This window comes from Rhizobium sp. FKL33, from assembly GCF_005222915.1.
In the GTDB taxonomy this organism is placed as follows: Bacteria; Pseudomonadota; Alphaproteobacteria; order Rhizobiales; family Rhizobiaceae; genus Rhizobium_E.
This window is the reverse complement of the sequence record NZ_STFX01000039.1, coordinates 25327-40430: the sequence shown is the minus strand read 5'-3', so window position 1 is coordinate 40430 and position 15104 is coordinate 25327. Positions and strand designations below refer to the sequence as shown.

Below are 15104 nucleotides of genomic sequence, written 5' to 3'. Positions count from 1 at the left end.
GACGGCAAGGCTGTTGCCGCAGTCGGGCGAGCCCATCTTGCCCGATGCGCCGGCTGGCTCGGCGCGCGCTGCTTCTGCTGTCGAAGGTTGAAATGTTATGCCTGGGCGCGACGGTGATCAACTTCTAAACGCCAAAGACAGAACGCACCCCTATTGAGGGAGAGCAAGACGGCGATCCTTGAAAAGCTCGGCATTCTGCCCTATTCTACAGGAGTGGGAAGCCGGCTCTCGCCGACTCCCCGTTTTGTTAAAGTATAAAGAATCGGATGCGGATCGTTACTTGCCAGCACGTCCGCATCCGCTTCACTTCAACCGTGATGCTTATTGGCCATCGCCACATCGCTTCACCTCCTGTTCGACAGCAAGGCTGATGCCGCAGTCGGGCGAGCCCGTCTCGCCCGATACGCCGGCTGGCTCGGCGCGTGCTGCTTCTGCTGTCGAAGGAGATAAGGCTAATTCACAGCGCGAGCCTATGCAACCATTGAGGGTGCCCTGATGCTGGGCGAGGCATTTGGCTCAAAGGGCTTGGGGATGATGTTATCCTTCCTGCGCCATCAAGATCGGCGCCGGGTAAAAGATCTTCAAGTCAGAGTGTGAGAGCCGCCGTCATCAGCCTCAGATCCTCGTCATTGCGGGTGATGGCGAAGCCGAATTCGCGGGCCATCTGCAGCATCCGATCGTTTTCCGCCAGGATCACGCCTTCGATGCTGCACACCCCATCCGCGCGGGCGTAGTCGATCAAGCGGCGCAGAAGCGTCCAGCCGAGGCCGTGGCCCTGCAGGTCGCTGCGGACCAGCAACGCATATTCGGCCTTGTCCTTGTCCGGGTCGGCGTTGAGGCGTCCGATCGCCATGAGGTCGCCCGTGGCGCGGTCGAGCGCGACGAAGGCGATTTCCCTGTCGTAATCGAGTTGCGTCAGCCGCTTGAGCATCTGATCGGGGAAATGCCGGCGCGGCGAGAGGAAGCGGAGGCGGAGATCCTCGTCGCTGATCCGGGCGAAGAAGGGGCCGTAGAGCGCGAGATCGTCGGGGCGGATCGGGCGGATATGGACCTTGAGCGGGCCGAGATCGACGTCTTCGGCCCATTCGCCGGGATAGGGGCGGATGGCGAGGGCGCGGTTGGGCGCGGGCTCGTCCAGCCTGGACGGATCGATTTCGATGCGGGCGTCGAGCGCGATGACGCCATCCTCGTCGGCCAGCAAAGGATTGACGTCGAGGGCGCGGATGGCGCCGAAATCGGCTGTGAGCGCCGAGACCGCCTGGATCGCGTCGATGATGGCGGCGCGATCGGCGGGCTTGCGGTCGCGATAGCCCTTGAGCAGCCTGTTGATGCGTGTGGCGTCGATGAGATCGCCTGATAGAACGGCGTCGAGCGGCGGCAGGCCGATGGTGGCGTCATCGAGCGCCTCGACCGCCGTGCCGCCGGCGCCGAACAGGATGACCGGGCCGAAGACGGAATCGAGGCTGGCGCCGACGATCAGTTCATGGGCATGCGGCCGCTCGATCATCGGCTGAATGGCGTAGCCGTCGATGGCGTCGGCCTGACCGAGGGCTGTAAGGCGGCGCTCGATTTCCCGGCAGGCGGCTACGGCGGCGTCGGCGCTGTCGACGCCGAGGATGACGCCGCCGACATCGGATTTGTGGGTAATGGTCCGCGACTGCAGCTTGACGACGAGCCGCCCGCCGCGCTCGAGAAGATGTTCGGCGATGGCGCGGGCGTCTTCCGGCGTGGCGGCGATCAGCGTTTCCGGCGTCGGCAGGCCATAGGCCGAGAGCGCGGATTTGGCTTCGACCTCGCCCAACATCGTGCGGCCATCATTTGCGACGGCGCGAAGGATCGCGGCCACCTTGGCGCGGGCTTCGGATCCGATTTCGGGCGAGGCCTCCGGCACGCGCGACAGCGCCGCCTGCGCCTGCGACCACTGGCCGAGATAGCCGATGGCGTCGGCGGCGGCCTCGGGCGCGGCATAGACGGCGACGCCTGCAGCCCGCAGAACCGCCCTTCCCTCGCGCGCCGTCTCCTCGCCGAGCCAGCAGGCGATCGTCGGCTTGCCCTCGATGCGGCCGTTGACGGCCAATGCGGCGACCGCGCGCGCCGCCTCGATCGGAGACGCAAGCGCGGTCGGGCAGTTCATCACGACAATCGCATCGACGCCGGGATCGCGGGCGACGGCTTTCACCGCCTCGACATAACGCTCGGGCGGGGCGTCGCCGATGATGTCGACGGGATTGGCGCGCGACCAGTTGGGCGGCAACGTCGCATCCAGAGCCGCGATCGTCTCCGTGGAGAGGTCGGCGAGGTCTCCCTTCCAGTCCATCAGCCGGTCGACGGCCAGCACGCCCGCGCCGCCGCCATTGGTGACGAGGCCGGTGCGGATGCGCGGCATAGGCTCAAAGCGCGACAGCACCTCGACGGCGTCGAACAACTGGTCGAGCGCGCGCACCCTGAGGACGCCGGCGCGGTTCAGCGCCGCCTCGGTGACGCGATCGGCGCCCGACAGCGCGCCGGTATGGGTGGCGGCGGCCTTGGCGGCGGCGGCGTGGCGACCGGGCTTGATGGCGATCACCGGCTTGATGCGGGCGGCGGCGCGGGCCGCCGACATGAATTTACGGGGATGAGCGATGGACTCGAGATACATGACGATGACGCGCGTGTTCGGGTCGCCCGAGAGCATGTCGAGGCAATCGGCGGCGTCGACATCGGCCATGTCGCCGAGCGAGATGGCGGCCGACAGGCCAACCCCTTCGCCGGCCGCCCAGTCGATCAGCGAGGTGACGATGGCGCCGGATTGCGAAATCAGCGCCACGCCGCCGGGCGCAGGCGTCCGATGGGCGAAACTGGCGTTGAGCCTGGCGTGCGGCAGGATGAGACCCACCGTGTTGGGCCCGAAGATGCGGAAGAGATGCGGCCGCGCCGCCGTGAGCATGGCCTGTTTCAGCCCGCTCGCGGCGGAGACGCCGGCGGTGATGACCACCGCCGCCCTGCAGCCGCGGGCGGCCAGTTCGCCGATCAACCCGGGCACTGTCGCCGGCGGGGTGCAGATCACGGCGAGGTCGGGCGCTTCGGGCAGATCGGCGACGCGGGCGCGGCACTCCAGATCTCGCAACCGGCTATATTTCGGATTGACCGGATAGACCGCGCCGGCAAAGCCGCCCGACAGGATATTGGCGAGCACGACCGCGCCCACCGAGCCCTCTCTGTCGGAGGCGCCGATCACGGCGATGGCGCGGGGATCGAACGCGGCGTCGAGATTGCGGATCGTCATCGGCGTCTCCCTGGCGGCCCGGAAGCGGGCCTCGCCACACCATTGACAGCATCCCCCGGAGACGCATTGACATTGCTCAAGGGGCGCCTTCGCCAGACGATGTCGCACAGAACTTTCGAAACGGCGCGCATCTTTGTCGATCCTGGAATTATTCTAGGAAAAACGAGTAGATAAAAGCCGTGTTTTTCACAAAGCTTTGTATCCGGCGCTATTGATTGTCGTCTTTAAAGCGCGTTAATGGCGATTAACCAATAGGCGTAAAACTGGCGGGATTCGTCGCGCCCGCGCCCCAGGCAGAGACTGTACAAGTAACGCATATTCTTCTCGTGTGAGGCTTATTTTGAGCGCAGCTCCTAAAAAGAACGGGGTGGAGGAGCTTAGGGCGGCCCTCGCCGATAGCCGCTCCGCATTCGTCGCGATTGCTGTTTTTTCCTTTTTCGTCAATATGCTGGTGCTGACCGGCTCCATCTATAGCTTGCAGGTTTACGACCGCGTGCTCACCAGCCGTTCCGAGCCGACGCTGGTGGTTCTGACCCTTCTGCTGATCGCGCTCTACGCCATTATGGGCGTGCTCGATCACATGCGCGGCCGCATCGGCGCCCGGATCGGCGCGCGCTTCGCCGCCAAGCTCGAAATGCGGGTGTTCCGTATCGTCACCGACCGGACCATGTTGGCCTCGCAGGGAATCAACACCAACACCGCCATGCGTGACCTCGACTCCATCCAGCGCGGGCTGGCCTCGCCGGCGGCGTTCGCCGCCTTCGACGTGCCGTGGACGCCGGTCTTCGTGGCGATCATCTTCATTTTCCACCCGCTGATGGGCGTGATCGGCGTCGTCGGCGGCCTGATCCTGATTGCACTGACCTGGCTCAACCAGAACGGCACCAAGGAGAACCAGGAAAAGGCGATGAACACCGCGCGCCTGTCGGAGGAATGGACTGGAACCCTGCAGCGCGAGGCAGACACGGTGCGGGCGCTCGGGATGCGCAATTCCACCGCCGTGCGCTGGCAGCGCTTCCGACAGGACATGTTGCACGCCAATATCGAATACAGCGACCAGAATGGTTTCTATTCGATCACGTCGAAGACCTTCCGCATCTTCCTGCAATCGGCCATTCTCGGCGCGGGCGCCTGGCTCGCCATCCAGGGCCATATCAGCTCGGGCGCGATGCTGGCCTCGTCGATCATCATCGGCCGCGCGCTGTCGCCGATCGAAAGCGTGATCGGCCAGTGGGCGTTGATCCAGCGCGGCTGGCAAGGCTGGACCAACCTGGCGGACGTGCTGAACAAGGTGCCGGCCGAAGCGCCGCGCACCACGCTGCCCAAGCCGCGCGCCATTCTGGACGTGCAGAACATCTCGGTGGTGCCGCCCGGCGAACGCATGCCGACGCTGCGCAACCTGTCCTTCGAACTGCGGCCCGGCCAGGCGCTCGGCGTCATCGGCCAATCCGGCTCCGGCAAATCGACGCTGGCCCGCGTGCTGACCGGCGTCTGGCCGATCCAGGCCGGTAAGGTGCGTCTGGATGGCGCGGCGATCGACCAGTACAATGTCGACGATCTCGCCAATTATGTCGGCTATCTGCCGCAGGACGTGGCGCTATTCGAGGGCACGATCGCCGAAAACATCGCCCGCCTGTCGCTGGACATCGATTCCGAAAAAGTGGTGTCGGCCGCGCAGAAGGCGGCGGCGCATGATCTCGTGGTCAAGCTCGGCCAGGGTTACGACACCAAGCTGCCGGCCCAGGGCCAGCGCCTGTCGGGCGGCCAGAAGCAGCGCATCGGCCTCGCCCGCGCGCTCTATGGCGATCCGGTGCTCTTGGTGCTCGACGAGCCCAACGCCAATCTCGACGCCGAAGGATCGGCGGCGCTCAACATCGCCATCCGCAACGCCAAGAAAGAGGGCCGCTCGGTGGTCATCATGGCGCATCGGCCGGCGGCGATCGAGGAATGCGACCTGATCCTCATCCTCGAAGGCGGCAATCGCGTGGCCTTCGGCCCGCGCGACGAAGTGCTGAAGCAGCATCTCAAGAATTACCAATCGATCACGCCCGGAAACCAGTCCGGCGGCCAGCCGACCGGTCAGCCGCAGCTGCCGCCCGGACCGCGCCCTCCAGCGCCGAACGGCGCCGGCGGGCAACCCGGCCAACCCGGTCCAGCAGGACCCGGTCCGACAGGACCCAGCGCTCCCGCCCCCGGCGGCGCTCCGCCCACCCCGCCCCGGCCGGCGCCCGCGCCGCCCAACGGAGCGCGGCCCGCACTGCCCGGCATTCTGGGAACCGGCCTCATTGCAGGCGTCGGCAGCATCAAGCCGAAACCTGCCGCCCCCCCTGCCGATGGCGAAGCCTCAATGCCGCCACAGGGCTCCGCTATGGAGGACGCAGAACATAAGCCCGCAAACGGCGACGACGCGGCTTCCGGCAACGCCACTGACGCCACCGCCAAGGACGGGGAACAGAAATGAGCCCTGACGCATTGCAACTTCGCGCCGCGCCCAGCGCCCCGTCAGCGACATCCGAAGCCTGGAGCGCGCGCCGCTACATGATCATGGGCTTCATTGCGCTCTTCATTCTCGTCTTCGGCTTCGGCGCATGGTCGGTGTTCACCACCATGGCCGGCGCCGTGGTGGGCCAGGGCGTGGTGGAAGTCGAAACCAAGCGACAGGTGATCCAGCACGCCACCGGCGGCGTGATCGGCAAGATCCTGGTGCGCGACGGCCAACTGGTGAAAGCCGGCCAGACTCTCATCGAATTCGACGACACGTTCGACCGCGCCGAACTCGCCGTCACCGAAAGCCAGCTCTATCCGTTGCTCGGCGTGCGCGCCCGGCTGATCGCCGAGCAGGACGAACTGCCCGAACCGGTGTTCGACAAGGATCTCGTCGAACGCGCCAAAACCGACGCCACGGCCGCCGAGATCATCCGCAGCCAGAAGGAGTTGCTGGTCGCCCGGCGTCTGACCCGCGACAAGCAGATCGAACAGTTGCAGGAACGGAAGTCGCAGATCGAAAAGCAGAATGACGGTCTGCGCGCCCGCATCGCCGCGCTGCAGGAGCAGTTCACGCTGCTGACCGGCGATGTGGATCGCCAGAAGGCGCTGCTCGCCAAGGGGTTGACCGAGATGACCCGCGTCAGCGCCTATGAGCGCGACGCAGCGCAGGCGCGCGGCAGCATTTCGGAATCGCAGGCCTCGATCGCCGAAAACCGGGCGCGCGTGGCCGAACTCGAACTCGCCATCATCAATGTCTCCGCCCAGATGCGCGAAGAGGCGATCAAGGAGCTTTCCGACACCGACGCCAAGGTGGCGGAACTGAAAGAACGCCGCAATTCCACGCTCGAGACGCTGTCGCGCATCGAGGTGAAGTCGCCGACGGAAGGCAAGGTGTTCAACCTGCAGGTCCACGCCATCCGCGCCGTGGTGCGCGCCGCCGAGCCGATGATGGAAATCGTGCCCGACAATGTGAAGCTGGTGATCAGCGTGCAGTTGCCGCCTTCGCAGATCGATCAGGTGCGCGAAGGCCAGGAAGCCATCATCCGCTTCCAGAGCTTCGACCATCGCCACACGCCCGACATCAAGGGCCGCGTGCGCCGCGTCTCGGCCGACATCATCACCAACGAGCGCACCGGCCAGAGCTATTACACCGCCTCCATCGAGCTTTTGCCGGGCGAGGAAAAATATATCGGCCCCACCCAGAAGATCCGCCCCGGCATGCCCGTGGACGCCTTCATCCGCACCAGCTACCGCACGCCCTGGGACTACCTGGTGCGTCCGCTGACGGGCTATTTCGGCAAGTCGATGCTGGAGCGGTAAGGCGGAAGAGTTTGGGACATGGAAAAGGCCGGGGGTGACCCGGCCTTTTTTGTATTTCGGGAGGACGCGAGGTCGGACACTGGCGGTCGCGGGATGCAGAGCCGGCGCCAATACGGCGCCGACGGTGAAGGCGCAGCGGCGACCTGCCGTGCCGGCTTGAGCTGGGCCGGCTCTTTTCGAGCCTCCACCGGGTTTGGCAACATGTCTATGGATTGGTTCGGTTTTGAACTCGCTGTGGAATTGTAGCGGACCGCGACGCTTTTTCGACCGGGTGTCTTGAACAACAAAACAAGCGCGACTAAGAAGCGTTACTCTATAACATTACGGAGTTTGATCGTGCTGCGCCCTCTTTCGATTGCCGCCCTCTTTGCCACCCTCCTTCCAATGGCGGCTCTTGCCGATCCCAGCGCGCTTGACGTCGCTGCGCCTTTCGAGATCAAATCGGCCGATCCGGTCCTCTCGGGCGATATCTTCCAAAAGATGGATGTCGTCGAGACTCTCGTGAATGCCGACGCCTCCGGCACATTGCTTCCAAGCCTTTCGGATGGCTGGAAAGTGAGCGACGACAGGTTGACATGGCGCTTTCATATCCGCCCGGGCGTGACATTTCATGACGGCAGCCCGCTGACCGCAAAGGCCGCCGCACTCGCCCTGAACTGGTCCAGCAAGAAGGAAGGCATCCTGACGCGGGCTCCGGTTGCGTCGATCGCAGCCGAGGGCGACGACGTCGTCATCACGCTCCTGAAGCCTTTCGCCGCGCTGCCGGCGTTCCTGGCGGAGTATCGGACCGGCATCCTCGCCCCGGCGGCCTATGCCGATGATGGCGCGGTCACGGCGCTGATCGGCACCGGAGCGTTCAAGGCCACGAAACTTGAGCCGCCGATGACGCTCGAAGCCGAGCGTTTTGACGGTTACTGGGGTGGCGCAGCCAAGATTCCGGCCGTTCGTTACAGCGGCATCAGCCGCTCAGAGACCCGTGCGCTGATGGCCGAAGCAGGCGACGCTGAAGTCGTCGTCAATCTCGATCCGGCTTCGGTCGCGCGTTTGCAGTCTGTGGACAGCCTGACAGTGGAATCCGTTTCGCTTCCTCGTCTGCTGCTCCTGAAAGTCAATATCGGTCTGCCCTTCTTCGACACGGTCGAGGAGCGCAAGGCGCTCTCGCTCGCGATCGACCGCGCAGGACTGGCGCAGGCGGTTCTCCGCTATCCGGCCGCGGCGACGCAGATGTTCCCGCCGGCCATGACTGGCTGGCATGACGACAGGCTGGAAGGGCTCGGCTATGACGCGAACGCCGCAAAGGCCGCCTTCGCCGCGGCCGGCTGGACGCCGGGGGCAGACGGAATTCTGGAAAATGACGGCAAACGTTTCGAGGTCGAGCTTCTGACCTATCCCGACCGGCCGGAACTGCCGTTGACCGCAGCCGTGCTTGAACAGATGTTCCGCGATGTCGGCATTGCCGTGACGATCAATTCCACCAACTCCTCGGAGATACCCGCCAAGCATGCGGCCGGCACGCTGCAGATGGCCCTGTTTGCACGCAACTTCGCGCTGACGCCCGATCCGATCGGCACGCTGTTGCAGGACTATGCGCCGACGGGAGACTGGGGCGCCATGGGGTGGCGGAACGCCTATTTCGCCGCCGCTGTGCAGAGGCTGGCTTCTGAAGGCGGCGGCGACGCCGACCGTTCAGCCCTCGCGACGACACTGAATTCCGAATTGCCGGTGCTGCCGATCGCCTGGTATCAGCAAAGGGTCGCCGTTTCCAAGAAGGTCAAGGGCATTGTCATCGACCCCTATGAACGCAGCCTGGGTCTGAAGTCGGCGGAGTTCGTCGAGTGACTTCAGTCTTGCGCGTCGTCGCCTTCCGCCTGTGTCAGGCGGCGGGCGTTGCTCTCGTCGTCGGCGTGATGTCGTTTCTGATGATGCAAGCCATGCCTGGAGACATGGCGTACCGCATCGCAGCCGCGCGCTATGGCTATGACATCGTCTCGGCCGAACTTGCCGAAGCGGTGCGCCATGAGTTGAACCTCGATGCCGGACCACTAGCACAGTTTCTGCGCTGGATGGGCGATCTGCTCCAGTTCGATCTCGGCAAATCGCTGGTTTCGGGGCAAAGTGTCTGGGACGAGATCGCGCATCAACTCGGCGCCAGTCTTCAATTGGCGGCGGCTGCCGTGGCGATGTCGCTGATGATCGGGCCACCGCTCGGCCTTTATGCCGGCCTGCACGCGGGCGGCCGGTTTGACCATGCGCTTCTGGTTGTCGCGTCTGCCTTTCGGGCGATACCGCAATTCCTGTTGGGCCTCGTCCTGATCGTAATCGTCGCCGTTCAGTTCCGGCTTTTGCCGTCTGCCGGTTACGGGCAGGTCAGTCACTTTCTACTGCCGTCGGCCACGCTCGCGCTTGGCCTCGCCGCCGCCTCGGCGCGGATTACCCGCGACGCCATGGCGGCCGTTGCAGCCAGTCCCCTCTATGCCTTCGCTCGGACCAAAGGCCTTGGCGATCGGCAGATCCTGTTGCGCCACGGACTTCGCAATGTCGGCGCGCCATTGGTGACATATCTCGGCTTGCAATTCGTGCTGCTCGCCGAAGGCGTTGTGGTGGTCGAGACGATTTTCGGCTGGCCAGGCATCGGCCACGCCCTCATCCATGCGGTGTTTCATCGGGACGTGCCGATGGTTCAAGGCGCCGCGTTGGTCATGGGTCTGGCTTTCGTGGCGATCAACGCCCTCGTCGATCTGGTTGCACGCATCATCGACCCACGCGGATTCCGGCATGACATTTAGTCTCTCTCGTCTGGGATGGGCGCTGCTCATCCTCCTGCTGGCCTTCGCCCTGATCGGCCCCGCGTTCGATACGGTAGGGCCATTCAAGCAATCGCTTTTGAAGGCGTTGGCCGGCGCCGACGGATCGGCCCCCTTCGGTTACGACCATCTCGGCCGGTCGATGTTCTCTCGGCTTGCGCATGCGTTGCGGCTGTCGCTGCTCATCGCCCTTGCGGCGACGGCGACAGCGGCGGTAACCGGCGTCGCGCTTGGCGCTTTGGCGAGTTGGCGCGGAGGCTGGATCGATCGCGGCCTGTCCCTGCTCGCCGATTCATTTCTCGCGCTGCCGGCGCTCTTGATGGTGTTGATGATGGGCGTCATCCTTCCCTCGACACCTCTCGCCTTCTGGGCCGGCATCGCGGCGATTCAGTGGATCGAGTTCTTCCGCCTGACCCGCAGCGCGGCGCGCAGCCACCTTGCGAGCCCCGCGGTGGAAGCCGCGACCCTGCAAGGGTTCGGACCTTTCTGGATCTTCCGCCGTATCCTGTGGCCGGAGATCGGACCGATGCTGCGGACGGCCGCCGCCTTCGGCGTGGCAAACGCCATCGCGGCAATCGCGGCGCTCGGCTTTGTCAGTGTCGGCATGCGCGCGCCTACGCCCGAACTCGGCCTGATGATGGTCGAGCTTCTTCCGAGCTGGCGCGAAGCGCCGATGGCGCTGATCCAGCCCGTGCTCGCGTGTTTCATCCTGCTTCTTTCCCTCAACCTGATCGCCGGAGGGCGGAAATGACGATGTTGATCGCCGAAGACATCACGGTTCGCGCCGGAGCGCAGGCGCTGGTCAACCCGGTCTCGCTGACACTGAACCCGGGCAAGGCGGTCACGGTGCTTGGGGAAAGCGGCTCCGGCAAGAGCCTGCTGGCCCAGGCCATTCTCGGCATCCTTCCCCAGGGGCTGGAAGCGGCCGGCAGGCTCAGCGTGAATGATCGTCCGTTCGATCCTGCAAGGCCGCAGGCCAATCGCGCCTTGTGGGGTCGCCACATTGCCGTGCTGCCACAGGAGCCGTGGCTGGCGCTCGACCCGCTGATGCCCGCGCGCAAGCAGGTGGCGGAAGTGTATGAGCTCCTGCGGTCCGATCCACAATCCGGCGACCGGGCCGCGGCCGATCTCGCCGACCTTGGGCTGGCGGGCGCGGAACAGAAATTCCCATGGGAGCTTTCGGGCGGCATGGCGCAGCGGCTGGCCTTCGCCGCTGCGCGCGCCGGAGGCGGAGCGATCACCGTGGCCGACGAGCCGACCAAGGGTCTGGATGCCGGACGCCGCGACGACGTGCTGGCGCTGCTCCGGCGGGGAATAGACGATGGCGGCGGTCTTCTGACCATCACCCACGATCTCCAACTGGCGGCCGGATTGGGCGGCGAGATTTTGGTGATGCGGGGCGGCGATGTCGTGGAGCGCGGCCCGGCCGAGCGCATCCTTTCAGAGCCGGAACATCCCTATACCCAGGCGCTTGTCGCATCCGATCCGACGACATGGCCTCGACGCCTTGCGCCTGCGGCCGCCGCGCCGCTGATCCGGGCGCAGCAGTTGCAGGTCTCGCGAAACGGGCGGCAGTTGTTCGCTCCCGTCAGTTTCGAATTGTCCGCCGGCCAGATCCTCGGCGTCTTCGGCCCGTCCGGTTGCGGCAAATCGAGCCTTGGCAACGCCCTTCTCGACCTACTGCCCTATACGGGCTCGCTGTGGCGCGATCCGGCGGCGCCGAAGCTGGCTTACCAGAAGCTTTGGCAGGACCCGCCCGCCGCCTTTCCAGCCCGCATCACATTGGGGCAAGGCCTCGATGACCTGATCCGCCTTCACAAAATTGACAAGGCGCGCATTCCGCCGCTGCTGGACAGATTGAAGTTGTCGCCCGACCTTCTCGCGCGCTTTCCGAACTCTGTTTCCGGCGGCGAACTCCAACGCATCGCTCTGCTGCGCGCGCTGCTGCTCGACCCGCGCTTCCTGTTCGCCGATGAACCGACCTCGCGGTTGGACCCGATGACACAGGCGCAGACCATTCGACTGATGCTGGACATCGCCGCGGAACAAGGCTTGGCCATCATGATCGTCAGCCATGACGAGGCGCTGCTATCGGCCATCTGCGACCGGGTCATCCGTCTCAAAGGGAATTGACGACATGGGAAGCGACGACATGGCGTGCGCTTGTGGAGGGCTCGCCTGCGTCCTCGAAGAATGGCTTGACTGAGAAGATCACCCGGAGATGGCGGCCTATGTCGTCCCTCTCCCGACATGGGGGAGCAAAGGCCCGCCCCTTACAACCGATATCCGAACTTCTCGATTTCCCAGCCGTTGATCTCGCGGATCATCGCGTCGGCCTTGGGGTGGGCGGCAAAGATGTCCTGGGTGGTGAGCGCGCGGTTGCGGGTGGAGCCCTTGGCGTGGATTTCGGTCATCGTGTCCCACAGACCTGACAGGCCGGGCTTTTCAGCCTCGAGGCGGCGCATGTCTTCCTCGAAATGTTCGTAGCGGATGTAGAAGTCCACCACGTCCTGTCCGCCGATCATATAGTTGCGATAGTTGGAGGCGATATAGGCTTTCTTCTCGATCAGGAAATCGGTGAAGCCTGAAATGTCGGGATTGTCGGTCTTCTTGTTGCTCTTCCAGAAGAACATCGACACGGCGCGGTCCCAAGGGTTTCTGACCACCGAGAGCTTGGTGTAGTCGTTCCAGATCTTTCCGCCCAGCCGGCGGCGGGCGAGGCTGGCGGGAATGTGGTTGTAATATTTGAGCGGCAACCAGTATTTGCCGAGCCGCGGCTCCTTGCTCATGTCCTTCACGAACAGACGCGCCCAGCCGAAATTGAAATTGGCGGGGCCCTGAAAGCCGTGGCGCGTGCGGATGGCCTCGTCGGCGCGGGAGACCGGGGTGATGATGTCGGCTCCGTCGCAATATTTCGACAGGGCGATTTCCAGCGAGGTGCCGGCGACCTTGCGGGCTTTCAGGAAAATCAGCTTATGCTTATGCGATACGATCATGATCCGGGCCCGTCTCCTCGGCGCGGGTCCGCGCCCGCATGGACCGGTTGTGTAAGCAGACGGCGGCTCAAAGGCAAGGCCCCCGGCGATCCGGGGGCGCTCAGGTCAGAGCGCGAAGTCGCCCGCGCCCAGCGTGATCAGGCCCTTGAGCGCGATCTGGAAATCGGCCTTGCCGTCGCCATTGACGTCGCCTTCGATGAAAGTCAGGTCGTTTGCCGTGCCGGACTTGTCGATCTTCTCGAAGCGCAGTTCGCCGGCGCGATCATGGAAATCCTGCGCCTTGATGAAACGGAAGGCGTCGTTGCCGGACCCGGATTTTGCGTCGATGGCCTTGAGGTCGATGAGGTCGGCGCCGGTGAAATCGAAAATCACGTCGCGATCCTTGCCGACCACGGAATCCGTTCTGGACAGGAAGATGAAGCGGTCCGCCCCCGCCCCGCCCTCGAGCGCATCCTTGCCCGCCCCGCCGGTCAGACTGTCCGCGCCCCGCGCGCCATCGAGGGTATTGGCTACCTTCGATCCCGTCAGCTTGTCGGCGCCGTCGCCGCCCTGAATGTTCTCGACGCCGTTGACGGTCACCGCCACCCCGTCGATGCGCCCCTTGCCCGTGGAGAGATTGATGGTCAGGGCGGATGACACGGCAGCGGCGTTGAGAAGATCGACACCGCCATCCTTGTCGGCGAGCGCCTTGGAATGGCTGTCGACGAAATCCGAGAATTCGTTGGTGAAATAATAGGTGTCTTTCTTGCTCGCCTCGGCGCCGAACAGGTTCACGACCACATCGGACACCGATGTGGCGTCGCCGAAGCCGTCATCGACAAGCGTGACGGTCCAGTCGCCCTGGCTCGACACGCCGCGAAAACCCTGAGCGTGGAAGGTGAAGCTGCCATTGAGCTCAGAGCCATATCCGGCATCGGCGATCAATTCCTGCTTCTGGCCATCCGGTCCGGTGAGATAGCAACGGAAGTCCTGATCATAGGTCGCAGAGACGCTTACCGTCACCGTCACCCGCTCCACCTGAACGCCGGCGGCGAATGTCTCGGTCAATGACGTTCCACCTATATCGCCGTCCGGCAGGCTGATCGAGGAATCGAGCAGATCGGCCGAGGTCGAGAGTTGGTTGGCGCTGGTGGATTGGACATTCCAGCTCTCGGCCAGCCTCACGGCCGCCAGAGCGTCGACCAGGCCGTAGCCGTAATCGAGGCTGTAATGCATGCCGCCGCCATTCCAGTTCGTCGCGCCATTCCAACCCCAGCCGGTGCGTTCGAAACCTGTGATGCTGCCGCCGACATCAGAGCCGACATGGCGGGCGCTGATCGCAAGAATGGTCTGGATGTCACGCCAGCCGAGATCGGCATTGGCGTCTTGCATCAGCGCCACCACGCCCGACACCATCGGGGCGGCGGCGGAGGTGCCGTTGAAGGTCATGGTGTAGTCGCCATCGGCCCCGGCGTCGGTATCGTAACCGTCGGCGCCGCTGCGATCGGTGGTCACCACCTCGCCGGAATAACCGGAGCCGAAGGCTGCGACCAGAATGGGTGCGCCGTAGCTCGAATATTCCGAGACCGTCCCGTCGCGATTGACGGCGGCGACGATGATCTGGCGGGTATCGTTGTCGGTCTGATTGTGATTGACGTCGATCTTGTCATCACGCGAATTGCCTGCGGACTTCACCAGCGCGATGCCGAGACCGCCGCGTCCATTGCCGACCGCATCTTCGATGGCGGCATGCATGAGCGCCACATTCGACGCGCCATCGAATGTGTCGTAATCGCCGGCGCCGCCGAAGCTCATATTGATGACGCCGACGCCCTGCTCCACCGCATCGCCCAGCGCCGAAACGAACTGCTCGCGCCACTTGTCCGCCGTGACGTCATAGCTGATCCGGGCGCCGATCAGGGTCGCGCCATAGGCGACACCGACGCCGCCGACGCCGTTGTTGGCGGCGCCGACGATGCCGATCACCGCCGTGCCATGGTTGTCCGTGGACGAGCCCGGCGCAGCGTCGTCGTCCAGATCAGCATAGTCGCGGTCAGCCGCCGCATCGTAGTTGGCGGAGAGATCCTCATGGTCATGGTCGAACCCGTCGTCGATCACCATGACCTTGACGCCTGCGCCGGTATAGGCGTTCCAGACGGCCAGCACATTGAGATCGAACTCGCCGGCCGCGGAGTTCTTCAAATGCCATTGATCAGAAAATAGCGTATCCGTAGGCGTCGCCATGTCATCCCC

The 15104-nt window shown here is 64.5% G+C and carries 9 protein-coding genes; 6 read left to right on the top strand and 3 right to left on the bottom strand.

Annotation, left to right across the window (positions count from 1 at the left end; all coding sequences use genetic code 11):
• Positions 1–586 precede the first annotated feature (586 nt).
• Positions 587–3265, bottom strand: a complete 2679-nt coding sequence (locus E8Q41_RS22105; protein WP_137157739.1) for a bifunctional acetate--CoA ligase family protein/GNAT family N-acetyltransferase — start codon at positions 3263–3265, stop codon at positions 587–589.
• A 340-nt stretch (positions 3266–3605) separates the two neighbouring features.
• On the opposite strand from E8Q41_RS22105, the gene E8Q41_RS22100 reads away from it, so the two are divergent.
• From E8Q41_RS22100 to E8Q41_RS22075, 6 genes are all read left to right on the top strand, one after another.
• Entirely contained in the window at positions 3606–5726 is a 2121-nt protein-coding gene (locus E8Q41_RS22100) for a type I secretion system permease/ATPase (RefSeq protein WP_246660291.1), read from the top strand.
• Positions 5723–7072 carry an HlyD family type I secretion periplasmic adaptor subunit gene (locus E8Q41_RS22095; protein ID WP_137157738.1) on the top strand — a complete coding sequence of 450 codons (1350 nt, stop codon included), beginning with the start codon at positions 5723–5725 and terminating at the stop codon, positions 7070–7072. The genes E8Q41_RS22100 and E8Q41_RS22095 overlap by 4 nt, the downstream gene beginning before the upstream one ends.
• 336 nt (positions 7073–7408) lie before the next feature.
• A complete protein-coding gene (locus E8Q41_RS22090) occupies positions 7409–8911 on the top strand; it encodes an ABC transporter substrate-binding protein (protein ID WP_246660290.1) in 1503 nt (500 codons plus the stop codon).
• Positions 8908–9858, top strand: coding sequence for an ABC transporter permease (locus E8Q41_RS22085; protein ID WP_246660289.1), 951 nt, complete (start codon positions 8908–8910; stop codon positions 9856–9858). Before E8Q41_RS22090 ends, E8Q41_RS22085 begins: the two co-directional genes overlap by 4 nt.
• Positions 9848–10627: an ABC transporter permease subunit gene (locus E8Q41_RS22080; RefSeq protein ID WP_137157737.1), complete on the top strand. Its 780-nt coding sequence runs from the start codon at positions 9848–9850 to the stop codon at positions 10625–10627. Before E8Q41_RS22085 ends, E8Q41_RS22080 begins: the two co-directional genes overlap by 11 nt.
• Positions 10624–12009, top strand: coding sequence for an ATP-binding cassette domain-containing protein (locus tag E8Q41_RS22075; protein ID WP_137157736.1), 1386 nt, complete (start codon positions 10624–10626; stop codon positions 12007–12009). Before E8Q41_RS22080 ends, E8Q41_RS22075 begins: the two co-directional genes overlap by 4 nt.
• 140 nt (positions 12010–12149) lie before the next feature.
• On the opposite strand, the gene E8Q41_RS22070 is transcribed toward E8Q41_RS22075, so the two are convergent.
• On the bottom strand, positions 12150–12872 hold the full coding sequence (locus E8Q41_RS22070) for a sulfotransferase family 2 domain-containing protein (protein ID WP_137157735.1): 723 nt from the start codon (positions 12870–12872) through the stop codon (positions 12150–12152).
• Between the two features lie 105 nt (positions 12873–12977).
• Positions 12978–15095: a S8 family serine peptidase gene (locus tag E8Q41_RS22065; RefSeq protein WP_170976579.1), complete on the bottom strand. Its 2118-nt coding sequence runs from the start codon at positions 15093–15095 to the stop codon at positions 12978–12980.
• Positions 15096–15104: the final 9 nt, after the last annotated feature.

Bases quoted from the DNA above. Each gene is read 5' to 3' on its own strand.
- E8Q41_RS22065 (WP_170976579.1), bottom strand. From the start codon at position 15,095: ATGGCGACGCCTACGGATACGCTATTTTCTGATCAATGGCATTTGAAG.
- E8Q41_RS22070 (WP_137157735.1), bottom strand. From the start codon at position 12,872: ATGATCGTATCGCATAAGCATAAGCTGATTTTCCTGAAAGCCCGCAAG.
- E8Q41_RS22080 (WP_137157737.1), top strand. From the start codon at position 9,848: ATGACATTTAGTCTCTCTCGTCTGGGATGGGCGCTGCTCATCCTCCTG.
- E8Q41_RS22095 (WP_137157738.1), top strand. From the start codon at position 5,723: ATGAGCCCTGACGCATTGCAACTTCGCGCCGCGCCCAGCGCCCCGTCA.
- E8Q41_RS22075 (WP_137157736.1), top strand. From the start codon at position 10,624: ATGACGATGTTGATCGCCGAAGACATCACGGTTCGCGCCGGAGCGCAG.
- E8Q41_RS22105 (WP_137157739.1), bottom strand. From the start codon at position 3,265: ATGACGATCCGCAATCTCGACGCCGCGTTCGATCCCCGCGCCATCGCC.